Source organism: Actinocatenispora comari (genome assembly GCF_017312725.1).
In the GTDB taxonomy this organism is placed as follows: Bacteria; Actinomycetota; Actinomycetes; order Mycobacteriales; family Micromonosporaceae; genus Actinocatenispora; species Actinocatenispora comari.
This window is the reverse complement of record NZ_BOPO01000002.1, coordinates 130,422-152,443: the sequence shown is the minus strand read 5'-3', so window position 1 is coordinate 152,443 and position 22,022 is coordinate 130,422. Positions and strand designations below refer to the sequence as shown.

General features: G+C 74.1%; 25 protein-coding genes. 15 read left to right on the top strand and 10 right to left on the bottom strand.

What is annotated here, in order from left to right; all coding sequences use genetic code 11:
- Positions 1 to 11 precede the first annotated feature (11 nt).
- From NUM_RS01160 to NUM_RS01135, 6 genes are all read left to right on the top strand, one after another.
- Positions 12 to 203, top strand: a complete 192-nt coding sequence (locus NUM_RS01160) for a hypothetical protein (protein ID WP_207122580.1) — start codon at positions 12 to 14, stop codon at positions 201 to 203.
- Between the two features lie 63 nt (positions 204 to 266).
- Positions 267 to 779 (top strand): Asp23/Gls24 family envelope stress response protein, encoded by a 513-nt coding sequence (locus NUM_RS01155; RefSeq protein ID WP_207122579.1) that lies wholly within the window; start codon positions 267 to 269, stop codon positions 777 to 779.
- Position 780: 1 nt separating this feature from the next.
- Positions 781 to 1,113 carry a hypothetical protein gene (locus tag NUM_RS01150; RefSeq protein WP_207122578.1) on the top strand — a complete coding sequence of 111 codons (333 nt, stop codon included), beginning with the start codon at positions 781 to 783 and terminating at the stop codon, positions 1,111 to 1,113.
- Positions 1,113 to 1,652, top strand: a complete 540-nt coding sequence (locus NUM_RS01145; RefSeq protein WP_225918257.1) for a DUF6286 domain-containing protein — start codon at positions 1,113 to 1,115, stop codon at positions 1,650 to 1,652. The genes NUM_RS01150 and NUM_RS01145 overlap by 1 nt, the downstream gene beginning before the upstream one ends.
- Positions 1,652 to 2,344 (top strand): hypothetical protein, encoded by a 693-nt coding sequence (locus NUM_RS01140; protein ID WP_207122576.1) that lies wholly within the window; start codon positions 1,652 to 1,654, stop codon positions 2,342 to 2,344. Before NUM_RS01145 ends, NUM_RS01140 begins: the two co-directional genes overlap by 1 nt.
- 64 nt (positions 2,345 to 2,408) lie before the next feature.
- Positions 2,409 to 2,918, top strand: coding sequence for a PH domain-containing protein (locus tag NUM_RS01135; RefSeq protein WP_225918249.1), 510 nt, complete (start codon positions 2,409 to 2,411; stop codon positions 2,916 to 2,918).
- 41 nt (positions 2,919 to 2,959) lie between these two features.
- Here NUM_RS01135 and NUM_RS01130 read toward each other — a convergent pair whose 3' ends face one another.
- From NUM_RS01130 to NUM_RS37030, 4 genes are all read right to left on the bottom strand, one after another.
- Positions 2,960 to 3,757: an inositol monophosphatase family protein gene (locus tag NUM_RS01130; RefSeq protein WP_207122575.1), complete on the bottom strand. Its 798-nt coding sequence runs from the start codon at positions 3,755 to 3,757 to the stop codon at positions 2,960 to 2,962.
- 80 nt (positions 3,758 to 3,837) lie between these two features.
- Positions 3,838 to 4,326 carry a MaoC/PaaZ C-terminal domain-containing protein gene (locus NUM_RS01125; protein ID WP_207122574.1) on the bottom strand — a complete coding sequence of 163 codons (489 nt, stop codon included), beginning with the start codon at positions 4,324 to 4,326 and terminating at the stop codon, positions 3,838 to 3,840.
- 33 nt (positions 4,327 to 4,359) lie between these two features.
- A complete protein-coding gene (locus NUM_RS01120; RefSeq protein WP_207122573.1) occupies positions 4,360 to 4,914 on the bottom strand; it encodes a GtrA family protein in 555 nt (184 codons plus the stop codon).
- Between the two features lie 262 nt (positions 4,915 to 5,176).
- A complete protein-coding gene (locus NUM_RS37030; RefSeq protein ID WP_225918248.1) occupies positions 5,177 to 7,864 on the bottom strand; it encodes a sigma-70 family RNA polymerase sigma factor in 2,688 nt (895 codons plus the stop codon).
- 275 nt (positions 7,865 to 8,139) lie between these two features.
- On the opposite strand from NUM_RS37030, the gene NUM_RS01110 reads away from it, so the two are divergent.
- The 4 genes from NUM_RS01110 to purE all read left to right on the top strand — a co-directional run bounded on the left by NUM_RS01110 (position 8,140) and on the right by purE (position 11,333).
- Entirely contained in the window at positions 8,140 to 8,988 is an 849-nt protein-coding gene (locus NUM_RS01110) for a hypothetical protein (RefSeq protein ID WP_207122572.1), read from the top strand.
- A gap of 156 nt (positions 8,989 to 9,144) precedes the next feature.
- On the top strand, positions 9,145 to 9,351 hold the full coding sequence (locus NUM_RS01105) for a hypothetical protein (protein ID WP_207122571.1): 207 nt from the start codon (positions 9,145 to 9,147) through the stop codon (positions 9,349 to 9,351).
- A gap of 134 nt (positions 9,352 to 9,485) precedes the next feature.
- The gene (locus NUM_RS01100) at positions 9,486 to 10,658 is read left to right on the top strand and encodes a 5-(carboxyamino)imidazole ribonucleotide synthase (RefSeq protein WP_207122570.1); all 1,173 of its coding nucleotides are present in this window, start codon (positions 9,486 to 9,488) and stop codon (positions 10,656 to 10,658) included.
- A gap of 201 nt (positions 10,659 to 10,859) precedes the next feature.
- Entirely contained in the window at positions 10,860 to 11,333 is a 474-nt protein-coding gene (purE, locus tag NUM_RS01095; protein WP_207122646.1) for a 5-(carboxyamino)imidazole ribonucleotide mutase, read from the top strand.
- A gap of 17 nt (positions 11,334 to 11,350) precedes the next feature.
- On the opposite strand, the gene NUM_RS01090 is transcribed toward purE, so the two are convergent.
- Positions 11,351 to 12,895 carry a hypothetical protein gene (locus tag NUM_RS01090; RefSeq protein WP_207122569.1) on the bottom strand — a complete coding sequence of 515 codons (1,545 nt, stop codon included), beginning with the start codon at positions 12,893 to 12,895 and terminating at the stop codon, positions 11,351 to 11,353.
- Positions 12,896 to 13,534: 639 nt separating this feature from the next.
- Between NUM_RS01090 and NUM_RS01085 the strand changes: the two genes are divergently transcribed.
- Positions 13,535 to 13,900: a hypothetical protein gene (locus NUM_RS01085; RefSeq protein WP_207122568.1), complete on the top strand. Its 366-nt coding sequence runs from the start codon at positions 13,535 to 13,537 to the stop codon at positions 13,898 to 13,900.
- A gap of 44 nt (positions 13,901 to 13,944) precedes the next feature.
- Here NUM_RS01085 and NUM_RS01080 read toward each other — a convergent pair whose 3' ends face one another.
- The 3 genes from NUM_RS01080 to NUM_RS01070 all read right to left on the bottom strand — a co-directional run bounded on the left by NUM_RS01080 (position 13,945) and on the right by NUM_RS01070 (position 16,716).
- Positions 13,945 to 14,709, bottom strand: coding sequence for a hypothetical protein (locus NUM_RS01080; RefSeq protein WP_207122567.1), 765 nt, complete (start codon positions 14,707 to 14,709; stop codon positions 13,945 to 13,947).
- Positions 14,710 to 14,875: 166 nt separating this feature from the next.
- Entirely contained in the window at positions 14,876 to 15,247 is a 372-nt protein-coding gene (locus NUM_RS01075; RefSeq protein WP_225918247.1) for a CoA-binding protein, read from the bottom strand.
- A gap of 35 nt (positions 15,248 to 15,282) precedes the next feature.
- Positions 15,283 to 16,716: a UDP-glucose dehydrogenase family protein gene (locus NUM_RS01070; protein WP_207122566.1), complete on the bottom strand. Its 1,434-nt coding sequence runs from the start codon at positions 16,714 to 16,716 to the stop codon at positions 15,283 to 15,285.
- Positions 16,717 to 16,941: 225 nt separating this feature from the next.
- On the opposite strand from NUM_RS01070, the gene NUM_RS01065 reads away from it, so the two are divergent.
- Positions 16,942 to 18,111: an acyl-CoA dehydrogenase family protein gene (locus tag NUM_RS01065; RefSeq protein ID WP_207122565.1), complete on the top strand. Its 1,170-nt coding sequence runs from the start codon at positions 16,942 to 16,944 to the stop codon at positions 18,109 to 18,111.
- 149 nt (positions 18,112 to 18,260) lie between these two features.
- Here the strand turns inward: NUM_RS01065 and NUM_RS01060 are convergent, their stop codons facing one another.
- Positions 18,261 to 19,010 (bottom strand): MFS transporter, encoded by a 750-nt coding sequence (locus NUM_RS01060; RefSeq protein ID WP_207122564.1) that lies wholly within the window; start codon positions 19,008 to 19,010, stop codon positions 18,261 to 18,263.
- A gap of 190 nt (positions 19,011 to 19,200) precedes the next feature.
- On the opposite strand from NUM_RS01060, the gene NUM_RS01055 reads away from it, so the two are divergent.
- From NUM_RS01055 to NUM_RS01045, 3 genes are all read left to right on the top strand, one after another.
- A complete protein-coding gene (locus NUM_RS01055) occupies positions 19,201 to 19,731 on the top strand; it encodes a hypothetical protein (protein WP_207122563.1) in 531 nt (176 codons plus the stop codon).
- Between the two features lie 86 nt (positions 19,732 to 19,817).
- Complete coding sequence (locus tag NUM_RS01050) at positions 19,818 to 20,645, top strand: alpha/beta fold hydrolase (RefSeq protein ID WP_207122562.1); 828 nt, start codon at positions 19,818 to 19,820, stop codon at positions 20,643 to 20,645.
- Between the two features lie 126 nt (positions 20,646 to 20,771).
- Positions 20,772 to 21,197 carry a hypothetical protein gene (locus NUM_RS01045; RefSeq protein ID WP_207122561.1) on the top strand — a complete coding sequence of 142 codons (426 nt, stop codon included), beginning with the start codon at positions 20,772 to 20,774 and terminating at the stop codon, positions 21,195 to 21,197.
- 79 nt (positions 21,198 to 21,276) lie between these two features.
- On the opposite strand, the gene NUM_RS01040 is transcribed toward NUM_RS01045, so the two are convergent.
- Positions 21,277 to 21,921 carry a hypothetical protein gene (locus NUM_RS01040; protein ID WP_207122560.1) on the bottom strand — a complete coding sequence of 215 codons (645 nt, stop codon included), beginning with the start codon at positions 21,919 to 21,921 and terminating at the stop codon, positions 21,277 to 21,279.
- Positions 21,922 to 22,022: the final 101 nt, after the last annotated feature.

Sequence of the window (22,022 nt, the reverse complement as noted above, 5' to 3'; positions counted from 1 at the left end):
GAGGAGGAGCGATGTCCCACCGGCAGTACGCCTTCCTGGTCGGGCTGCTGATCGCCTGGCTGTGGGCGAGCGCCGGTTTCCTGGTCGCGGTCGGCGGCGTGGCCGCCGGGCTCGTCGGCTACGCGATCGTGCGGGTACTGGAGGGCGACATCAGCCTGGGCGACCTGACCGACCGGTTCGGCTCGTCGAAACGACAACGCTGACGGCCGGCGGCCCGGCAGAGCTGACGGCCGGGGGTCCGGCAGACACGAGGAAGGGGTCTGGTGATGTCGAGCAGTTCGTCGGCCGCGGCGACGGAACGGGACGGTACCGGCGGCACCGGATCGGGTGCGCCACGGCGTACCGGACCGGCACCCGGCGCGCCACCCAGCCACGCCGCGCTGACCACCGAGCACGGCCAGACCCGGATCGCGGACGCGGTGGTCGCGAAGATCGCCGGCCTGGCCGCCCGGGAGATCCCCGGCGTCTACTCGATGGGTACCGGGTTCGCCCGCCGGATGGGGCAGCTGCGCTCGCTGGTACCCGGCAGCACCGACATCGACACCGTCGCGCAGGGCGTGTCGGTGGAGGTCGGCGAGCGGGAGACCGCGGTCGACCTGGACGTGGTCACCTGGTACGGGCAGAACATCGTCGAGGTGACCGAGGCGGTGCGCAGCAACGTGATCGAACGGGTCGAGGGGATGACCGGGCTGCGCGTGGTCGAGGTGAACATCAACGTCGACGACATCTACGTCGAGGGCCAGGACAGCGGCGAGCCCAGCCAGTCACGGGTGCAGTGAGGTGGGCGGTTCGGACCGGGTCGGGTTGGCCCGCGCCGTCGCCGCCGCGGCCGGTTCGACGCCGGGGGTGTCGCGGCTGGTCGCCGGCGGGCTGATCCCGGCGGTCACGCACGTACCCGGCGGCACCGTGACCGGCGTGCGGCTCGGCGCCACCGCGGTGTCGGTACACATCGCGATCGACCGTTTCCCGCTGGAGCCGGTGATCACCGGCGTGGTGCAGGCCGTCGGCGCGGTGCTGTCCGGCGCCGACGACGAGCGCCGGGTCGAGGTCGTCGTCGAGGACGTGGAGGACAGCGCGCTGCGCTCCGGCCCGTTCGGTACCGGGGCGTCGTGATGCGGCTGGTCAACCGGCTGCTGGCGCTGCTGCTCGGGCTGGTGCTGCTGGCCGGCGGCCTGCTGCTCGCGGTCGAGGCGGTACTCGCCGCCGTCGGTCACCCGCCGTGGCTCGTGCGGTTCGACACCTGGCTGGCGCCGCTGCAGCGCACCACGCTCGGCGATCCGATCGTGCCGGGCATCGCCCTGGCCGTCGCCGCGCTCGGCCTGCTGCTGCTGTTCGTGCAGCTCCGGCCGTGGGCGCCGCGGCTGCTCGTGATCCGCCGCCGGTCCGGGGCGGAACCGGTGCACTGGTCGGTGTACCGGCGGTCGGTGGAGCGCGAGGTGTGCGCCGCGGTCGACGCCGTCGCCGGGGTCACCGAGACCACGGCCCGGTTGCGCGGCAAGCGATCCCGCTGGCGGTTGACCGTCAGCCCGCGCGGCCGCGCCGACTCGCGTCCGCAGGTGCGCGAGGTGGTGGCCGGTCAGCTGGACCGGATCGCCGCGCCGCTGCCGGTCAAGCTGCGGGTGTCGATGCGCCGACCCCGGCGGGTGGCCTGATGGACCGCGGCAACCGGATCCTGTTCGTGATCCTCGGCGCGGTGCTGCTGCTCGCCGGGCTCGCCGTCGGACTCGCCGGCTTCGGGCTGATTCCGGCCGTCGACCCGGCCACCCGGCTGCTGCCGGACCAGGTGCGGGACCGCTGGCACGACTGGGGGACCCTGGCGTGGATCGTCGCCGCCGCGGTCGGCGTGCTGCTCGCCGCGCTCGGCGTACTGCTGGCCCGCGCCCAGTTCGTCTCCGGCCGGGGCCGTCCGATGCCCGACCTGCTGCTCACCGACCCCGCGCTGACCGGCGGCCACGCCGCCCCGCCGCGAAGCGCCGCGGCCGGTCCGGACTCCGCGGGCGGTGCGGACTCCGTGGCCGGTGCGGGCTCCGCGGGCGACGCCGAGCCGGGGCCCGCCGCCGGCCCGGGGCGTACCCGGGTGCGGGCGGCGGCGCTGGTGCACGGCATCGAGCGCGACCTGGCCCGGCATCCGAAGGTACGGCGGGTCAGCGTGCTGCTCGCCGGCGACGCCGCCGACCCCCGGGTGTACGCCCGGCTGGAGCTGCGCGCCGGTGCCGACGTGCCGCACGTGCAGGCGTACGTGTCCGAGAGCCTGGCCCGGTTCACCGAGACGACCGGGCTGGCGCCGACCGACGTCGACGTCGTCGTGCAGCTCACCGACCGCGACCAGCTCCGGGTGCGCTGACCGGACGGCGGCGCCGGCCGGGCGGTACTGGCACGAGTCGACTAGATTGCCGGGGAATCGGTCGGTGCTGCAGGAGGTCGTCGTGGGTTTCCCGGAGAACTTGCTCGTCGCCGAGGAGCGGGTCGCGCTGAGCCTGCACCCGCACTGGAAGCGGCTGGTCGGCGCGTTCCTGTTCACGCTGCTGGTGGTGGCCGCGGCGATCGCCGGCGTGGTGTTCACGCCGTGGCAGATCGTGCGGTACGTCATCCTCGGCGTCGCGCTGCTGCTGCTGATCATCTACCCGCTGCGGCGGCTGATCGGCTGGGCCACCACCCACTACGTGTTCACCACGCACCGGATCCTGCTGCGTTCCGGCGTGATCTCGCGCAAGGGCCGGGACATCCCGCTCGATCGGATCAACGACGTGTCGTTCCAGCACAACCTCTTCGAGCGGATGCTCGGCTGCGGCACCCTGGTGATCGAGTCGGCCGGCGAGCACGGGCAGATCGTGCTCAAGGACGTGCCGCACGTCGAGCGCACCCACGGCACCCTCTACCAGCTGGTCGAGCAGGACGACAGCCGCGCCGGCGCCTGACCGCCAGCCGTCGAACCGACGCCGGCGCCCTCGCGCGGGCGTCAGGCGTCGGCGAGTTGGCGGGCGATCAGGTCGATCAGGGCCGCGTGCGTGTCGGCGTCCGCGGCGGCGACCAGGCCGCCGATGCCGCTGCCGAGCGGCGCCCCGTCCAGCTCGGTGACCACGCAGCCGGCCGCCCGGCAGAGCGCCGCCCCGGCGGCGCCGTGCACCCCGAGCGCCAGCGCCCCGTCGGTGACGTACGCGGCGCGCCGGCCGGCGGCGACCCAGGTCAGCGGCAGGCTGGTGGACAGCACCCGCGGGCGGAACCGGTCGGCGAAACCGGCATCGGCGAGCAGCCGGACGGCGCGGAACCGCGCCCCGTTCGGGAACGGCGGATCGAGGTTGACGTCCACCAGCCGGGAGGCGCCGGACGGGACGAGCGGTTCGTCACCGCCGGCCCGGCGCACCGCGGCGCGGCTGCCGTCGGTCCAGAACACCTCGTCGGTGAACGGGTCGGCCACCGCCGCGACCGTCCCGCCCGCCGCCCGCAACGCGACGTTCACCGCGACCAGCATCGTGCCGGCGGCGTAGTTCAGCGTGCCGCACAACGGATCCACCAGCCAGCGGCGGTCGGCGTCGGCCGGGCCGCTGTCGCCGTACTCCTCACCGGTCACCGCGTCGGTCGGCCGGGCGTCCCGCAGTACGGCCAGGATCGCCCGCTCCGCGTCGAGATCGGCGGCCGTCGCGAAGTCGCCGCCGCCCTTGTCCTGCCGGGCCAGCGCCGTCCCGTACCGCTCGCGGACGATCGCGGCGCCGGCCCGAGCCGCCGACACCGCCAACTCCGCATCCCCCACTGCCATCCGTTCACCCTATGCGCGCGCCGCTCGCGTCGGTCCGGGGCCCGGGGCCGGGCAGAACCCGCCGACCCGGGGGATCGGGGTCAGGTGGGGCGGCGGGCGAACCAGCCGCGAAAGCGCAGTTGCAGGACGGGGACCTCGCCGTCGGCGCCGCGGCGGGACAGGGAGCCGGCCAGGTGGACGGTACCCAGGCCGGGACGGGTCGCCGACGGCGCGCGGTCCAGCACGTGCAGCTGACCGGTGAGCGTGTCGCCGGCGCGTACCGGTGCCTTCCAGCGCAGCTCCTCCAGCCCCGGCGAGGCCGCGGCCGCGGCGCGGGACAGCACCCGGTCGACGTAGCCGCGCATGAACAGCGAGGCGGTGAACCAGCCGCTCGCGATCAGCCCGCCGTACTCGCTGTCGGCGGCGAGCCGCTCGTCCACGTGGTACCACTGCGGGTCGAAGCGCTGCGCGAACGCCAGCATCTCGGTGCCGTCCACGACGGTCTCGCCGAGGTCGAAGCTCCGGCCCGGAGCCAGGTCCTCGTAGTACCACTGTGGCACCTCGCCGGTGCCGGAACGCGCTGCGGTCACTGCCACTCCGAACGGTTGGCCTGGGGCCGTGCCCTAGGGCCGGTCGCCGTCGGCCGGCTCCGGCAGGCCCGTCGCCGGGTCGACGCCCGGATCCTCCGCCGGCAGGAACACCCACTTGCGGTAGGCGAAGAACCGGAACAGCGTACCGAGCGCGGTTCCCACGATCGAGCCGGAGATGTTGTTCGCCAGCGTGGTCTGGAACACCGCCGGCCACTGCTCGCCGAGCACGTAGTAGCTGAATCCCAGGCACAGCAGGGAGATCAGCAACCCGACCGCGTTCATCACGAAGTAGAGGAAGTACTCCCGGGCCAGGTTGGTGCGCGGCCGGTTGCGCCACGTCCAGTACCGGTTGCCGACGAACGCGAGGGTGGCCGCCACGGTCACCGAGATCGTCTTGGAGGTCAGCGGACCGAGCCCGAGCAGCGACTCGCACACGTTGTAGATGCCGATGTCGACGAAGAAGTTGATCCCGCCGACGATGCCGAACTTGGCGACCTCGTGGATCAGCTGGCGGAACCGGGCATACAGGCCGCGCAGCCCGCCGACACCCGGGGCTGCGGCCGCGCTCTCCGCTCGCGACTCCGCCACCCGGCCGAGAGTACCGACCGGCCCGGGCCGCCCCGCCGCGAGCACGGGAATCGTGCCGCCACACCGCGGCAGCGTTCACCCGCCTGGCCGACCGACCAGGGGATATCGCCCTCGGTGCCGGTGTCGCCGCCCTCGGCGACCTGGCTGTACCCATCCGGCCGTCGGGTCCGGGTCGCCGGTCGACCAGCCGAGCCGGCCCGCCGAACGACCGGCGGGCCGGCTCGCCGGCGTCCGGGTGGCACGGGCGTCGCCGGCGGGCCGGTCAGCCGGCGGGGCCGGCGATGGCGAGGGCGCCCACGTAGTACTTGTCCTGGCCGCCGGTGCTGAAGGTGAGCTGGCCGTCGCCGGACACCGAGGTGGCGCGGGTGGCGACATCGGTACCGAGCAGGTTCCAGCTCGGGTCCGCGGTCGACTCCGGTGCGCTGGTCGAGGCGCTGTGGCCGACGTCGGCGACGGTGCTGGAGCCGAACCGCAGGGTGTCGTCACCGAGCTTGCCGTCCTCCTCCCGGTCGCCGTCCCACAGCGTCGCACCGACCTGCGCGGTACCCGCGGTGCCCACGCCGAGCCGCGCCACCAGCTGCGACCCGATCTGCTGCGCGCCGTCGAACACCGCGACGTTGCGGTTCGGCCCGCTCGGCAGCGTGACCACCACCTGCAGGCTCCACCCGTCGAACACCCCGCCCACCGCGCTGCCGGTGAGCAGATCGTCGGTGGCGAACGTCCAGGTGCCACCGCCACCGCTGGCGAGCAGCGAGGTGACGTTCGCGCTGTACTGCCGGCCGTCGGTGAGGGCGGTCTGCGCGCCGGTGACGCCGTGCGTGCCGCCGGACGGGTCGATCAGCCGCACCCCGGCCGGCAGCGAGCCCTTGCTGCCGCGGCCGGCCCAGGTCAGCTGCGCGTACGCGACGTGCGCGCCGGCCGGCAGGCTCACCCGGGCGCGGCTGCGGGCGCCGGAACTCGCCCCGTACGAGCCACCGTCGCCGTGGTACGGGACGACCGTGCACTCGTCGTTGATCTCGCACGGCTTGCGCTGCCCCAGCGGCAGCGGGATCGGCAGCAGCCCGCCGCTGGTACCGCGGATCAGCGTGTTGCCGGCCGACACCAGCTGCGCCCGCCCGGTGGTGGCGTACGCGGTGCGCATCTGTTGCGGCGCGACCACCACCGGGAAGCTCTCCGACACCGCCTGCCCGGGTACCGCGACCCGCACCCGGACCGGCTGGAACCCGGCCACCGAGCCGACGTCGACGTGCGGTTTGAGGGTGCTGCTGGCGCCGGCCGCGAGCAGCGCGTGGGTGCAGGTGATGGTGGTCTGGTGACCGGTGCAGTCCCAGCCGCTGCCGGCCGCGCCGGAACTGCCGGCGGTCATCGGCGCCGGCAGCGTGATCGTCACGGTCAGCCTGCCCGCCGCCGACGGGCTGGGCGACGCGGACGGCGACGGCGAGGCGCTGGCCGACGGCGTACCGCCGGGGGTGTCGTACCCGCCGGCTGGTCGCTGCGCGGGTGCGGGGGCCGCCGAGCCGACGGACGGCGCCTCACTCGGTACCGGCGGGCCGGGTGCCGGATGCGGCGTGGGCCGGTCGGTGGGCTGCGGCGCGGACGGCAGCAGCGGCGGCGCCGTCGGGTCGGCGAGCGGGATCAACCCCTCGCCGTCGCCGCCACCCCCACCGCCGGCCGGGTTGCTGATGGTGATCGGCAGCGCCGAGTCGGTGTCGCCGACCGACAGCGTGCCGGTGCTCAGCTTCGGCGGCGTCACCCGGTACGGCGGCTGCCCTGGGGCCGGCTGGCGTTTTTTCGGCGGCGCCGGGTTGTGGTGCCTGGTGGTCGGCCCGGCGGTCGGGTGCTGGGCCGGTGGCGTGGCGGCCGGCGGCTGGTGCCCGGGTGGTTGCCCGCCGGGCGGGGCGCCGGGCGGCGCGGCCGGCTGCGACCCGGCGGCGCGCGGCTGGTGCCGCGGTGGTGGCGCCGACGACGAGGTGAGCAACAGCCCGATCACCACGGCGACCGCGACCGCGGCGCCGCCGCCGATCGCGGCGTTGCGCGGGCCGATCTTCGTCCACAGGCCCTTGAGCCACAGCAGCATCGCGTGCCAGGTGTGCTGGAACCACACCACGACCCCGGTACCGGCGACGGCGGCGGCCTTGGTGGCGCTGCCCAGCCCGAGGTAGGCCGACCAGGTCGTGCCGGCGATGACCGGTGCGATCAGCTCGCGCAGGCCGGAGTTGATCTCGCCGAGCTCGGTGTAGAGCAGGGTGCACTTGGCGCAGTCGGCGAGATGCTCGTCGACCTTGTGCCGCTCCCGCCGGGACAGCCCGTCCCGTACCCGGGTGCCGAGCCGCTCGGCCGCCCACCGGCAGGCGGCGTCGGTCTCCCCGGCGATGTGCTCCTGCAGGTACATCTGCTTGAGCCGTTCCCGCGCCCGGTAGGCGAGCGCGGACACGCCGTTGGCGGTCAGGCCGAGCAGCGGTGCCACCTCGGCCGGGCTCTCGCCCTCGATCTCGGTGTGCCACAGGACCGTCTGCCAGCGTTCCGGCAGCCGGCGGAACGCCCGCGCGGCCAGGCTGCGCTCCAGCCCCTCGCTCGCGGTGTCGGTGAACGGCACCCCGGTCTCGTACTGCCCGATGTCGTCGGTCACCGTCAGCCGCCGGTCCCGGCGTACCTGGTCGTAGAACAGGTTGCGCAGGCTGGTCAGCAGGTACGCGCGGAACGCCTCGGTCGGGCCGTGCCCGGCCCGCAGCGTCGACAGCACCTTGGCGAACGCCTCGGCGACCAGGTCGTCGACCGCCGCGGAGTCGCGGACCAGGGTGCGGGCGAGGCGCTTCGCGGCGTCGACGTGGCGCAGGTACAGCAGCCCGAACGCCACCGCGTCGCCGTCTCGGGTCGCGGCGATCAACTCGGCGTCGCTGCGGTCGACCGAGGCCGCCGCGGTCGACCCCGGATCGGGTGAGGTTGTCATTACCGGCCGTTCTCTGGGGGGAGCGGTGCGTTGACCGACAAAACACGCTTACCGATTCAACGGCCCAGCTCGATCTTGGTGACGGAGCGGTCGCGCACCGTCTGCGTCCTTCTGTGACGACAGTCCCAAAATTGCTGTCAAATTCGCGTCATGAACCGGGCCCGGCGGAGTCACTCCATCGGGGCCACGCGCGCTGCGGCGGGGGGCTGTCGTCCGGACAGTTGCCAGCAGCGCTCCGCGTGGCCCGACAGGTGCCGGTCGACGAGGGAGACGGTGTGGCAGGCAGCCACCGCAGGTTGACCAGCGTGCCCGGGGTGCCGGGCAGCTGGAGTTTCGGGCGCAACCTGGAGCAGATCCGCCAGACCTGGCGGCGCGAGTCGGTCGCGTCCGGCTGGAGTCGCCCGCACGACTGGTGGGTACCGGAGGTCGACGTGCTGGCCGCGGCGCTGAGCCGGGCCAGCACCACGTTCGCGCCCGGCCCGGGGCGGGCCCCGCTCGTCGACACCGCGGGCCGGCTCGGCGCGGCGGTACCGGCATGCGCCGGGCTCGGGCAGGCGCGCGCCGAGGCGGGTGTCGGCCTCGCCGAGGCGCTCGACGACCTGGCCGCGCTGTACCGCACGCTGCCGGTCGGCACGCCACCGCTGCCGGCGGTACGGGCGTTCGTGGAGGCCTGGGCGGACGTCTGGCTGCGGGTGGTGGCCGACGCGGGCTGCGTCGACCCGCTCACCGAACTGGCCAGCCGCGGCTACCTGCGCGCCCGGCTCACCGAGCTGTACCGCGCCGCCGAGCAGACCGGCGAGCGGGTACCCGACCGGTACCGGCTGGTGGTCGTGACGCTGGGGGCGGCGAGCCGGCCGGAGGGGCGGCCCGGCTGGCGGCTGCTGCTGCGCCGGGTGGCGGTCGCCGAGGCGCTGCGGGAGGCGTTCCCGGGTGGCGAGACGCTCGCCGCGGTCGCGCCGGATCGCGCGGTCGCGATCGTCGACCAGCGGCTGCCCGACCCGGTGCACCGGCTGCGCGGTGTGCTGGCCGGTCGGCCCGGCATCGCCCCGGTCCGGGTGACCACGGCCGAGTTGCCCGAGCGGGTGGTGGGCCTCGCCGAACTGCTGACCGAACTCGGCGAATGACGTTGTTCGACCCCTGGGGGCGGGGGTGGGTGGTGTGGGGTGGCCGGTGGCTGCCCCACACCACCCGGAACCGATCCGATCTGGGCAAACGCCGGATACCGCGGCCCGATCGGTCCTAGCGTTCGTGCGGAGGGTTCGTCGACGGGGGGACCGGTCATGGCTGGTATGGAGAGCAAGCTCGACAAGGCGTGGGAGAACAAGAGCGTCCAGGAGATCGCGGACGCACCGGTGGCGGCGTTGCAGGGCGTCAGCGACTCCGACGCCGAACTGCTCGGCAAGGCGTTCAACATCAAGACGGTGCGTGACCTCGGCACCAACAAGTACTTCCGCTGGGCGCAGGGCATCGCCACCCTCGCCGACTGACGGCGGTTCCCGGCGCCGACCGGCGGGCACCGCGGTCGGCGCCGATCCGTACCCCGGGGCAGAGCCGGGGACATACCCGGCGGCCGCCGGAGCCGCCGACCGGCCGGTACGGCGGGGCCCATAGGCTGGGCGCGATGGACACGCGCACCAACCTCCCCGTGGTCGGCATGGTCGGGGCCGGGCAGCTCGCCCGGATGACCCACCAGGCCGCGATCCCCCTCGGCCAGTCCCTGCGGATCCTCGCGGCCGACGCCGACGACGGCGCCGCGCTCGTCGCCAGCGACGTACTGATCGGGTCACACACCGATCTGGCCGCGCTGCGCGAGCTGGCGGCCGGCGCCGACGTGGTCACGTTCGACCACGAGCACGTACCGACCGAGCACATCCGCGCCCTGCTCGCCGAGGGGCACACGGTGTTCCCCGGCCCGGACGCGCTGATCTGCGCGCAGGACAAGCAGGTGATGCGGGAGCGGCTGGGCAAGCTCGGGGCGCCGTGCCCGCGCTGGGCGCCGGTCGACACGCCGGCCGACCTCGACGCGTTCGCCGGCGGCAGCTGGCCGGTGGTGCTCAAGGCCGCCCGCGGCGGGTACGACGGGAAGGGCGTCTGGCTGGTCGGCTCGGCCGACGAGGGGCAGCGGCTGGTCACGCAGTTGCGCGCCGCCGGTACGCCGCTGATCGTCGAGGAGCGGGTCGCGCTGCGCCGGGAGCTGGCCGCGGTGGTGGCCCGGTCACCGTTCGGGCAGGTCGCCGCGTACCCGGTGGTCGAGACGGTGCAGCTGGACGGGATCTGCGTGGAGGTGATCGCGCCGGCGCCGGGGCTGCCCGAGCAGCGCGCGATCGAGGCGCAGCAACTGGCCATCCGGATCGCGAACGAGCTGGGCGTGGTCGGCGTGCTCGCGGTCGAACTGTTCGAGACCGGTTCCGGGGACGAGGCGGACGGCGGGCTGGTCGTCAACGAGCTCGCGATGCGGCCGCACAACTCGGCGCACTGGACCATCGAGGGCGCCCGTACCTCGCAGTTCGAGCAGCACCTGCGGGCGGTGCTGGACTACCCGCTCGGCGCCACCGGGCTGACCGCGCCGTGGGTGGTGATGGCCAACGTGCTCGGCGGCGAGCCCGGCGGGATGGGCATCGACGAGCGGCTGCACCACCTGATGGCCGAGCTGCCCGACGCGAAGGTCCACCTGTACGGCAAGCAGGTGCGGCCGGGCCGCAAGATCGGCCACGTCACGGTGCTCGGTGACGACCTGGCCGCGGTCCGCGACCGGGCCGCGCGCGCCGCGGCCTGGCTGCGCGACGGCAGTTGAGAGACTGGCGGGGAACCTCCTGATCGGCTCGCTCGATCGAAGGCCCCCCCACGGTCTCCGGGACGACCGGCGGGACGCCCGCCGACCCCGGACGGCCGCCGCGGGACGGCGGTATGGCCGAGACTCCGGCGGCGAGCGTCCGCCGGACCGACGACAGGCGAGGTACTCGTGGCGGAGCAGGCACCGACGGTCGGCGTGATCATGGGCAGCGACTCGGACTGGCCGACGATGCAGGCGGCCGGCGACGCGCTGGCCGAGTTCGACGTCGACTTCGAGGTACGGGTGGTCTCGGCGCACCGCACCCCGGCGCTGATGCTCGACTACGCGCGGCAGGCCGCCGACCGCGGCCTGCGGGTGATCATCGCCGGCGCCGGCGGCGCGGCGCACCTGCCGGGCATGGTCGCCTCGGCGACGTCGCTGCCGGTGATCGGGGTACCGGTGCCGCTCAAGCACCTGGACGGGCTCGACTCGCTGCTGTCGATCGTGCAGATGCCGGCGGGCATCCCGGTGGCGACCGTCTCGGTCGGCGGCGCCCGCAACGCCGGCCTGCTCGCGGTACGCATCCTGGCCGCGTCCGACGCCGCGCTGCGGGACCGGATCGTCGCGTTCCAGCGTGACCTGGAGCGGATGGTCGCCGACAAGGACGCCAGGCTGCAGGAACGCCTGCGCCCCTGACGCCCCGGCCGGGCCGGTCAGTCCAGGACGGCGGTGCCGGCGCGTCGCCACCACTGCGCGGCCGTCCGTACCGCCGGGTCGGCGGCCGGGTCCGCGGCCAGCTCGGCGACGAGCGGATGGCCGGTCATCCCCGCCGCGTAGGTCGCGGTGCTGCGCAGCGGACCGTCCGCCGCGATCAGCGGGGCCAGCAGTTCGCGGTCGAGCGGGAGCTGGCAGTGCGCGCTCGCCACCAGACCGGCCCGCCGCATCTGCTCGTCGTCGGACCGGACCAGTCGCAGCACCGTGTCGGGCGACCGGAGGTGTCCGAGGTTGAGGACCGCCCGGACCGCCGCCCGGCGCACCTCGTCGTCGCGCGCCGCGTGCGCCAGCCGCGTCACGACCTCGACCACCTGCCGCACGTAGGGCACCGCCTGCAGCACCGAGACGGCATGGAACCGGCGGGTGGGCCGCGGCTCGAACAGCGCCTCGTACAGCAGCCGGGTCAGCATCGGTTGCTCCCGGTCGGCGCCGATCGCCTCGACCACCCGCCGCTGGGCGCGGGCGGCGACCGTGCACAGCGCGGCCCGGTGGTCGGTGTCCACGGGCGCCTCGACGGCGCGGAGCTGTTCCCGCGCGCGCTGGTCGAGCCGGTCCAGCAGCTGCGTGGTGCGCGCCGCCGGCAGCGATCGGATCACCGCGACCAGCGCGTCCCGGGTGCGGTCCTCCGCGGCGGCGAGGTACGCGTCGAGCACCCGTGCGGCGACCGTGTCGAGCGTCTGCTCCGGCAGCCGGCCGGTCTCGCACGCGACGTCGAGCGCGTACGCGGCGCCGAGCACGACCTTGGGTCGCGGGTCGGCGAGCAGCTCGGCGAGCCAGCCGATGCGGTCCGGGACCGGCGTCTCGGCGAGCACGCAGATCGGGTCGAGCAGCACCTGGGTCCGTTCGTCCAGCACGGCGTCCTGCACGAACGTCTGCGCGCGAGCGCCGTACGGGCTGTCCAGGATGCTGGCGAGCGCCTCGTAGCGGGTCAGGTACGCGGCCGCGACCGACCGGCTCATCTCCGAGACCAGCCGCGTCGTCGGCTCGTCCACCAGGAAGGCCGGCAGCACCACGCGTTCCTCGTTGAGCAGGTCGGCGAAGTGCAGCCAGTCGATGCCGCGCGGGCTGCCCCGCAGTACCACCTCGCAGCGCGCGGTCACCTCGGCGAGGTCGAGCCGGCGCCGGTCGACGCGGCGCGGCGGCAGCCGCCCACCGCGGTAACAGCGGCGCAGCGTGTCGATGATGCCGCGCAGCAGGCCGGGCGGTGCGCCGGTGATCTGCTCGTACGCCTCGATGACCGTCGCCGATGCGGGCGTGACGCCCTTCTCCCAGTGCGACACGTCGGCGTTGGACGATCGGACGCCGAGCCGGGCCAGCGCGGCGACCATGGCCGAACCGGTCGGCACCGAGCGCTCGCCGGCGAACTCCCGGCCGTGCCGGAGCAGGAAACCGGTGCGCGCCTCGACGTCGATCGTCGGAGCATCCAGCGGGGTGTCGTCCACGGGTGGGTCGGAGCGGCGTCCGCGCCGGCTCGATGGACTCACCCGACCTCCCCCACCTCGTGGTCGCGCCGCGTCGCGAGGATATGCAGCCGATGCAAACCGACGGTCGGAGCCGATGGACGGTATCGTTTCCATCGGCATTCTCGCCGGGTGCCGGAATGGTTTCGATCGCCGCCCCCGGGGTCGGCGATCACCGGTTGTGCAACACCTGGTGACGGCGCCAACCGGCGGCAAGAAGTGGGCGCGCACCGCGCTGAGCTGCGGTTATGCTCGCGCGATTCGACGATACCGACCGTTGTCAAATTTCGGGAATCGGCGCCGGAATCAAATAATCGATTGCCGGGACTTTGGTCCATATCGCGAACCGGCGACCGTCGTTACGTTTCGAGCTGCCCACCGCCGATGCGGTTCGGTGGGCAGTCGCACGACGACGAGGAACCGATGGGAGTACACACGATGCACCGAGTCCTGCGTGGACTTTCCGTGGCCGTGCTGGTGGCAGGTGCGGTCGGGCTGGCCGGCTGTCAGCAGGGCACCGATGCCGCGCGACCGGCGTCCGACGCGAGTACCGAGGTCTCCGCGAGCGCGACCCCGACCGCCGGTTCACGGTCGCCAGGACCGAGTGCGCGCCCGAGCAGGTCCCGGGCAGCGCAGCCGAGTCGGGGTTCGGCGCAGAGCGGCATGCCGCGGTCGACGCCGACGCCGCCGCCCTTCGGGGACAAGCCGCCGTCGAGCATCCGGGCCCAGCACAAGGGCGTCTCGGTGACCAAGGCCGTCGTCTCGTCGGACCGGCGCACCCTGACCCTCACGTACTGGCAGAGCAACCAGTCCTGCGGGGAGCAGTGGCGCGGCCACCACACGCTCGTGAGCGGTCAGTTCGCGGTCTGGATGTCGCAGGACAGCACCGCCGCGCCCGGCCGGGTCACCTGCGCGCACACCCCGATCCTCTGCCGGGCCCACTGCGACCACACCGCGACCCTGCGGTTGGCGAGCCCGCTGGGCGAGCGCGCCGTCTACGACGCGTACACCGGCAAGCGGCTCGTCTGAGCCGCCGGCGGGCGGCGATCGGGCGGTTCTCGGGGCCGCCGAGGTCAGCGGAACAAGCGGGTACGCCGCGGGGCCGGCCAGAGCTCGGCGAGGTCGGCCGGCCAGGCCGCGGCGCCCCGGCGGTCCCGCAGCGCCAGCGCCGTCGCGTACAGCTGGACGTCGCGCAGGTCCAGCCCGTACCCGGCGGCGCGCAGCCGCTCCAACACCGGGGCGACCTCCTCGGCCCACCAGTCCGCGGCCAGTTCCTGCCGGTCGGCCGGCGGTCGACCGGCCAGCGTGCGATCCAGCGCCCAGGACTGCGCGGCGTCGGCCAGCCGCAGCCACTCCGCCGGGGTGTCCAGCCACAGCTGGGTGCGTACCGGCTGCGGCAGCGGGATCCGGCGCAGGAACGCAAGCTCCGCCCGCTTGCTCGCCAGGTCGGCGGCGCGCAGGCAGGCCATCCCGTACGCGATGGTGCAGATCCGGCGGATCCGGGCGGTGATCACCAGCCGGCCCAGCTCGCGGGCCACCGAGACCCGGTGGTGCCCGTCGGCCACGAAGTACAGCTCGCCGAGCTGGATCAGCTCGACCGGCGGCGGCTCCACGCCGGTCGCCATGGCGTCGGCGAGGCTCCGCCAGCGCCGCTGCAGGTGGCTGCTGACCAGCCGGAACTCCTCGTCGAAGTCGTTGGCCCGGTCGACCGTGCCGACCACCTGGGTCAGCGGCACGTCGGCCACCCGCTGCTCCATCACGCCGTCGGGGCCCAGCGCGGTCAGCACGTCGTCCAACCGCATCAGCCCGGCCCGGGCCCGCCCGCCAAACACCCGCATGTAACCACCAACCCGCCAACACCGGTGCCCATTCCGCCCCGGAACGCGACCCGGAACACACCGCCGCGCAGCCATGGAAGGGCAGGTATCGGATGTTCGGGACCGGGGCGCTGCTCCGGTTACGGCGGGGCGACACCCGCGGCGGGTCCGGCCCGCCGCGCGAGCGTCAGCGGTGCCGGGACCATTCGATGGCGGGGCAGGTGTCCATGACGACGGACAGGCCGGCCGCCGCGGCCCGGCCGGCGGCCGCCTCGTCGATCACGCCGAGCTGCAGCCAGACCGCGCCGGCGCCGGCGGCGATCGCCTCGTCCACGTGCGTACCGGCCTGCTCGGAGCGGCGGAAGATGTCGACCACGTCGATCGGTTCGTCGATCTCGTCGAGCGAGGTGACCCCGGGGCAGCCGAGCACCGACTCGCCGCGCGGGTTGACCGCGATGACGTGCTTGCCGCGGTCGAGCAGCACCTGCGCGATCCGGTACGCGGTGCGGGCCGGGTTGTCGGTGAGCCCGACCACCGCCCAGGTGTTCGCGTCGAGCACGCGGGCGATGGTGGCGGGGTCCTGGTAACGGGAGGTCACAGGATCGGGCGGCCCATGCCGCGGTAGTCCCAGCCGGCGGCGATCCACGACGCGTGGTCGAGGCAGTTCATCCCGTCGATGATCCGGCGTGCGCTGGCGAGCTCGCCGATCGCGTGCGGGTCGGCCCGGCGGAACTCGTCCCAGGCGGTGACCACGCAGGTCAGGTCGGCGCCGGTGACCGCCTCGGTGAGCGAGGTGACGTACTCGACGTCGGGCAGCTCGCGGCGGGCGTTCTTGGTGGCCTCGGGATCGTAGATGACGATGTCGGCGTTGGCCTTGGCCAGCGCCTTGGCCACGGCGAGGCCGGGCGAGTTGCGCACGTCGTCGGTGTTGGGCTTGAACGCCGCGCCGAGCACCGCGATCCGCACGCCGGCGAGGTCGGGGCCGGCCGGGCCGAGCGGCCGGTCGAGCAGGTCCGCGGCGAGCGCGAGCACCCGGTTGCGGCGGCGCTGGTTGACCAGGTCGACCTCGTGCAGGAAGCGCAGCGCCTCGCCGGCGCCGATCTCCTGGGCGCGGGCCTGGAAGGCGCGGATGTCCTTGGGCAGGCAGCCGCCGCCGAAGCCGATCCCGGCGCGGAGGAACTTGTTGCCGATCCGGGAGTCGTACCCGATCGACTTGGCCAGCAGCGTCACGTCGGCGCCGGCGGCCTCGCACACCTCGGCCATCGCGTTGATGAACGAGATCTTGGTGGCGAGGAACGCGTTCGCGGCGACCTTGACCAGCTCGGCGGTGGCGTAGTCGGTGACCACGACCGGCACCTCGCGGTCCTCGGTGGCGGCCAGCTCGAACAGCGCCTTGTGCGCCGCGTACAGCATCTGGCGGGCCCAGTCGGACTTGACGCCGAACACGACCCGGTTGGGGCGCAGCACGTCCTCGCAGGCGAACCCCTCGCGCAGGAACTCCGGGCTCCAGGCGATCTGCACGTCGACCCCGTCCGGTGCGTGCTTGCAGGCCAGCTCCTCGACCCAGTTCGCGGTACCGACCGGGACGGTGGACTTGCCGACGATCAGGGTGCGGCGGGTCAGGTGCGGCGCGAGCGTGGTGACGACCGACTCCACGTACGACAGGTCGGCGGCCTCACCGTCGGCGCGCTGCGGGGTGTCGACGCAGATGAAGTGCACGTCGCCGAACTCGGCGGCCTGCGCGTACGAGGTGGTGAACTTCAGGCGGCCGCTCTCCAGGTTGTGTTTGAGCAGCTCGTCGAGGCCGGGCTCGTGGATCGGGTTCTCCCCGGCGGACAGCTTGGCGATCTTCGCCTCGTCGATGTCGACGCCGAGCACCTCGTAGCCCAGCTCGGCGAAACACGCCGCGTAGGTCGATCCGAGGTAGCCGCAGCCGAGGAAGGTCAGCCGCGGCTTGGGCGCGCCGGACGGCGGGGTGCTCGTCGCTTGCGGCTGCACCGGTGACGTGCTGGGGTACTGGACGGTCACGTTGTCTCCGCTCCGCGAGGGCGCTCCGACGCCGGGTCATCGTGGCAGATCGTTGCTGTTTTTCGGATATATCCTGGCCGTTTCGGCCCGCTTCGCGCTGCCTCGGCGAGGATAGCGCCCTGGCCTCGGTGCTGACCGACGGCGGATGCTACTCGTCGGTATCCTCACAGGGGTCAATGTGGATGCGGTGGCCTGCGAACGCCTCGGGCCAGTCGGGAGCGAGTCATGAGCCTGAACAATCCGGATTTCGCGGTGTACGAGCTGCCCGAGGAGCACCAGACGATCCGCGAGGCGGTGCGTGCCGTCTGTGACGGCAAGGTCGCGCCCCACGCCGCCGAGGTCGACGAGAAGTCCGTCTTTCCGCAAGAAGCGTACGACGCGCTGCGGGCCAGCGACTTCCACGCGCCGCACATTCCCACCGAGTACGGCGGGGCCGGTGCCGACGCGCTCGCCACCGCGATCGTGATCGAGGAGGTGGCCCGCGCCTGCGCCTCGTCCTCGCTGATCCCGGCGGTGAACAAGCTCGGCACCATGCCGCTGCTGCTGGCCGGCAGCGACAAGCTCAAGCAGCGGTACCTGCCGCCGGTGGCGCGCGGCGACGCGATGTTCTCGTACTGCCTGTCCGAGCCGGAGGCGGGCTCGGACGCGGCGTCGATGAAGACCCGCGCGGTGCGCGACGGCGACTTCTGGGTGCTCAACGGCGCCAAGCGGTGGATCACCAACGCCGGTGTCTCCGAGTACTACACGGTCTTCGCGGTCACCGACCCGGAGAAGCGCTCGAAGGGCATCTCCGCGTTCGTGGTGGAGAAGGGCGACGAGGGCGTCAGTTTCGGCGCGCCGGAGCACAAACTGGGCATCAAGGGCTCGCCGACCCGCGAGGTGTACTTCGACAACGTCCGGATCCCGGCCGACCGGATCATCGGGGTCGAGGGCGAGGGGTTCAAGACTGCGATGCGCACCCTGGACCACACCCGGGTCACCATCGCCGCGCAGGCGCTCGGCATCGCGCAGGGCGCGCTGGACTACGCCGCCGGCTACGTCAAGGAGCGCAAGCAGTTCGGCAAGCCGATCGCCGAGTTCCAGGGCGTGCAGTTCATGCTCGCCGACATGGCGATGAAGCTGGAGGCGGCGCGGCAGATCACCTATGCCGCGGCCGGCAAGTCCGAGCGTGGCGACGCCGACCTGACCTTCTTCGGTGCCGCCGCCAAGTGCTACGCGTCGGACGCCGCGATGGAGATCACCACCGACGCGGTGCAGCTGCTCGGCGGGTACGGCTACACCAAGGACTACCCGCTGGAGCGGATGATGCGCGACGCCAAGATCACCCAGATCTACGAGGGCACCAACCAGGTGCAGCGCGTCGTGATGGCCCGCCAGGTCCTCGCGCAGCACTGATCAGGTCCTCGCGCGTCAGGTCCTCGCGCGTCAGGTCCTCGCGCGTCAGGTCCTCGCGCGTCAGGTCCTCGCGCGGCATCGAGGTCCCGCCGCCGGCGGCCGCACCGGATGCGGCCGCCGACGCCGCTCGCCGTCGCGCCGGCCGGCGATCAGGCCGGCCAGGTCGGCGCCGGGGCGACCGGCCGGGGCGCGCGGCGGACCAGCCCGGCGATCGCCACGGCGGCCGTCGCCAGCCCGACGCCCAGGCCCAGGACCAGCCCGAACAGGAAGCCGGTGCGGAAGCTCAGCTGGGTGGTGAACAGGCCGCCCAGCACGACCCCGAACACCGCCGCGAGCACGGCGCCGACCCCGGCGACGACGGCCAGCACCGTCCGGGTGGCCGGCGCGACCCCGACGACCAGTGCGGCCGCGGTACCGACGAGCGCGCCGGCGCCGAGGCCGGTCAGCACCCGGGCCACCGTCAACACCGTGGCACCCGGGGCGAACGCGGTGACGGCGACGCCGAGCACCAGCAGTACGACGCCCGGCAGGGCGACGGCGTTCGGGGCCCGCCGGCCGAGCAGGTACCCGACGGGGATCAGCAGGACCGCCGCGACCAGGTACGGCAGGATCACCCGGGCCAGCCCCTGCCCGCTGGACATCCCCAGGTCCCGGGTGATGGTCTCCAGCGTGCGTCCGGTCGCCAGCGTGCCGGCGAACACCGCGAGCCACGCCGCCGGCACGATGCCGGCCAGCGCCCACACCGGTCGGGCCGCCGGCGGCTGCGTCCGGCCGGCCGTCGGCACCTGGCCGGGCGCGGCGACCGGGCCGGGAGTGGTACCGGGGGCACCGGGGCCGGGGCCACCGGGGGCGGGCGGGGTGCCGGGATCGCCGGGTGTGCCGGGCGCAGGGGGATGCACGGCGTGAGCGTACAAGGCGGCCACAGCGCCGACAAGGCGACGCTGACCGGCACCCGGGGCCTGGCGGGCGGCCCGTGATCGCGCGCTGTCCACCGGTGGCGCCGCGTCGAGGTGTCGCTCTCCGGTACGGGTCGCGAATGGCTCCCCGGTACGACGACCGCGGCGTCCGGCGGCCCCTACCGTCCCGGTCATGACGACGACGTACTCGCCCGCCCCGGTCCGTGTCCTGCGTTCGGTACCGGCCGCCGCCGGTCGCGGCGCGCTGCTGTTGCCGCGGGGGCTCGTGGCGCTGGCCGCCACCCTCGCCGGACGCTCCGCCCTCGCCACCAGGATGCTGCGTCCCGGTGCTACAGAATCCGGTGTGGGGCAACGGATCTGGGCGAGCCTGACCGCGGTGGTGCTCGGCGTGCTGGCGCTGATCCCGGTCGGGGCCGAGGTGCTGTGCGTGGCGCGCGGGCTGTGCTACGGGCTGGTCGACCGCGGCCCGTACGACCACTCCTGGGGTGGTCCGACGCTGGCCGGGGCGTGGGCCGCGCACTTCGCGATCGGCCTGCCGTTCGTGGCGCTCGGCCTGCTCGTCCTCGCCGGCCTCGACGGCCTGCACCGGCAGCTCGCCGCGCCGCTGGCCGGACGGCGTACCCCGGTCTGGGCGGTGCCGGTGGCGCTGGTGGTCTGCGCGGCCGGCGCGTTGCTGTTCACCGCCTGGCTGCGGCAGATCTGACCGGGCGCCCGGGTTCCGGCACGCGGTCCTGGAACGGGGCGCAGGGCGATCGACGCCGGGACGGGCTCGCTGGCAGGATCCGTGGCATGGCTACCTTCTCTGCGGCGGACGGGACCCGGCTCGCCTACCGGGTGCTCGGCGACGGCGATCCGGTGGTGTGCGTGCCGGGCGGACCGACCGACTCGGTCTACCTGGGCGACCTGGGCGGACTCTCCGGGTACCGCCGGGTGATCGTCCCGGACCTGCGCGGCACCGGCGGTTCGGCGATCCCGGCCGACCCCGCCTCGTACCGGTGCGACCGGCTGGTCGACGACCTGGAGGCGCTCCGCGACCATCTCGGGCTGGACCGCGTCGACCTGCTCGGCCACTCGGCCGGCGGCAACATCGCGGTGCAGTACCTGGCTCGGTTCCCGGCGCGGGTGCGGCGGTTCGCGCTGGTGTGCCCGAGCCCGCGCGCGGTCGGCCTCGACATCACTCCGGCGATGCGGCTCGACCTGGCCCGGCAGCGCAGCGCCGAGCCCTGGTACCCGGCCGCGTACGCCGCGCTGACCGTCGCGGTCGAGGGCGGCGAGCCGGACCGGGACGCGATCGCGCCGTTCTTCTGGGGCCGCTGGGACGAGGCTGCACGCCAGCATCCGGGAAACCGGCCGCACACCAACCCGGACCTGGTCGAGGGGTACCTCGCCGACGGCGCGTTCGATCCGCCGGCCACCCGGGCGGCGATCGCCGGGTACGGCGGGCCGGTGCTGGTGCTCGCCGGCGAGTTCGACATGAACAGCCCGCCGGCGCCGATGGCCGAGTACGCCGGGTTGTTCCCGCACGGCGCGCTGGCGGTGCAGCCGGGCGCCGGGCACTACCCGTGGGTCGACGACCCCGACCGCTTCCTCGCCATCCTGAACGGTTTCCTGGACTGAACCGTCGTCCATCCACAGTGGACAGACCGGAACGGTGCACTGTGGATGGTCGGTTCGGTGTCGCGACGCCGGGCGTCCGCGTACCGCTGCGGACCGTTGCGGGCGCGCGGGTCCTACCATGCCGCCATGGACGAGGGAGTTCCGGTACTGGTCCACGCGATGGATCCGTACCGCAGAGTGGCACGGCGGCCGGCCAGCTACTGGCTGTCGGTCGACGACGGAGCACCCACGGCGCTGCCGTTCGGCGGTCCGTGCCGGCTCACGCTGCCGCGCGGCCGGCACGAGCTGCGGTTCGTGTACACCATCCCCTACCAGCACGACGCCGGCTGCCGGATCCTGATCGACACCGCCGCGGGGCCGCCGGTCGTGCTGTACTACTCGGCCCCGTTCTCCCGCTACCAGCCGGGCGTGGTCGGCTTCCAGCCCGACCCTCGGGCCCAGCGCACCGGCCGCGGGCTGCGCGCAGCCAACCGTGTCGTGCTCATCGTGAGTGGCGCGCTGGCGCTGCTGGTGATCGTGGCGGTCCTCGGGTTCCTGCTTCAGCTGGGGTAGCCGACGGCCGGCTCGCGGGTGTCCGGGGCAGCGCCCACCGTACGGCCGTGCCGGGCACGGCCGTACGGTGGGCGGACGCTCAGCGCGGCTCCGGTGGGCGGCCGATGGACGGGCCGCCCCGCTCGTCGGTACCGGGCTGCACCCGGGTCGGCTGCTCCTCGCCGGCCTGCTGGGTCGTGCCGGCGTCGGTGGTCAGCGAGCCGGGACGGCTGCCCGACAGCGGGAACTGCCCGCCGGCCGCCTCCCCGGTGCCGGTGGCCATCCCGGTACGGCCCGGCGCGACCTGCTCGGCGTGCGCGCCGGCACCGGCCCGCGACGGCCAGCGCTGCCAGCGTCGCACGCTGGCGACCGCGACCAGCATCGTCAACCCGAGTACCGCGAACAGGCCGCTGCGGGCCGGTCGGGTCCAGATGTCGGTCTGGCCGACCACGCTGTGCGGCAGCCAGTTGAGGAACCCGGGCCACTGCACGTACAGCGCCTGCAGCACCAGGTAGCCGATGCCGGCGATCAGCGGACCGCTCGGCGAGATCCGGGTCGAGGCGATCAACCCGATCAGCAGGCCGCCGACCGCGAGGAACAACAGCGGCCACGAGTAGGTGCCCCAGTTGTGGCTGGAGATGCCGGAAACCGCCGTGGCGCCGAGTTTGGCCTGAGCCCAACCCAGCACTCCCCAGGCGACGATCGCGATCACGATCCCGGCGATGAAACTGCTGAGGTGTCGCATGTCTGCCTCCCTCGACAGCGAGCCGAGGCGATAACCTCCCGGGCCGATGGGATTCGACCCGCCGGGTCGGGCGGTGTGGCGGCCGTCCGGCGCCGGGCGGG

Excerpts from the sequence above, each read along its gene's own strand:
- NUM_RS01160 (WP_207122580.1), top strand. The coding sequence starts at position 12 with ATGTCCCACCGGCAGTACGCCTTCCTGGTCGGGCTGCTGATCGCCTGG.
- NUM_RS01155 (WP_207122579.1), top strand. The coding sequence starts at position 267 with ATGTCGAGCAGTTCGTCGGCCGCGGCGACGGAACGGGACGGTACCGGC.
- NUM_RS01145 (WP_225918257.1), top strand. The coding sequence starts at position 1,113 with ATGCGGCTGGTCAACCGGCTGCTGGCGCTGCTGCTCGGGCTGGTGCTG.
- NUM_RS01140 (WP_207122576.1), top strand. The coding sequence starts at position 1,652 with ATGGACCGCGGCAACCGGATCCTGTTCGTGATCCTCGGCGCGGTGCTG.
- NUM_RS01130 (WP_207122575.1), bottom strand. The coding sequence starts at position 3,757 with ATGGCAGTGGGGGATGCGGAGTTGGCGGTGTCGGCGGCTCGGGCCGGC.
- NUM_RS37030 (WP_225918248.1), bottom strand. The coding sequence starts at position 7,864 with ATGACAACCTCACCCGATCCGGGGTCGACCGCGGCGGCCTCGGTCGAC.
- NUM_RS01105 (WP_207122571.1), top strand. The coding sequence starts at position 9,145 with ATGGCTGGTATGGAGAGCAAGCTCGACAAGGCGTGGGAGAACAAGAGC.
- NUM_RS01100 (WP_207122570.1), top strand. The coding sequence starts at position 9,486 with ATGGACACGCGCACCAACCTCCCCGTGGTCGGCATGGTCGGGGCCGGG.
- purE (WP_207122646.1), top strand. The coding sequence starts at position 10,860 with ATGGGCAGCGACTCGGACTGGCCGACGATGCAGGCGGCCGGCGACGCG.
- NUM_RS01085 (WP_207122568.1), top strand. The coding sequence starts at position 13,535 with ATGCCGCGGTCGACGCCGACGCCGCCGCCCTTCGGGGACAAGCCGCCG.
- NUM_RS01080 (WP_207122567.1), bottom strand. The coding sequence starts at position 14,709 with ATGCGGGTGTTTGGCGGGCGGGCCCGGGCCGGGCTGATGCGGTTGGAC.
- NUM_RS01065 (WP_207122565.1), top strand. The coding sequence starts at position 16,942 with ATGAGCCTGAACAATCCGGATTTCGCGGTGTACGAGCTGCCCGAGGAG.
- NUM_RS01055 (WP_207122563.1), top strand. The coding sequence starts at position 19,201 with ATGACGACGACGTACTCGCCCGCCCCGGTCCGTGTCCTGCGTTCGGTA.
- NUM_RS01050 (WP_207122562.1), top strand. The coding sequence starts at position 19,818 with ATGGCTACCTTCTCTGCGGCGGACGGGACCCGGCTCGCCTACCGGGTG.
- NUM_RS01045 (WP_207122561.1), top strand. The coding sequence starts at position 20,772 with ATGGACGAGGGAGTTCCGGTACTGGTCCACGCGATGGATCCGTACCGC.
- NUM_RS01040 (WP_207122560.1), bottom strand. The coding sequence starts at position 21,921 with ATGCGACACCTCAGCAGTTTCATCGCCGGGATCGTGATCGCGATCGTC.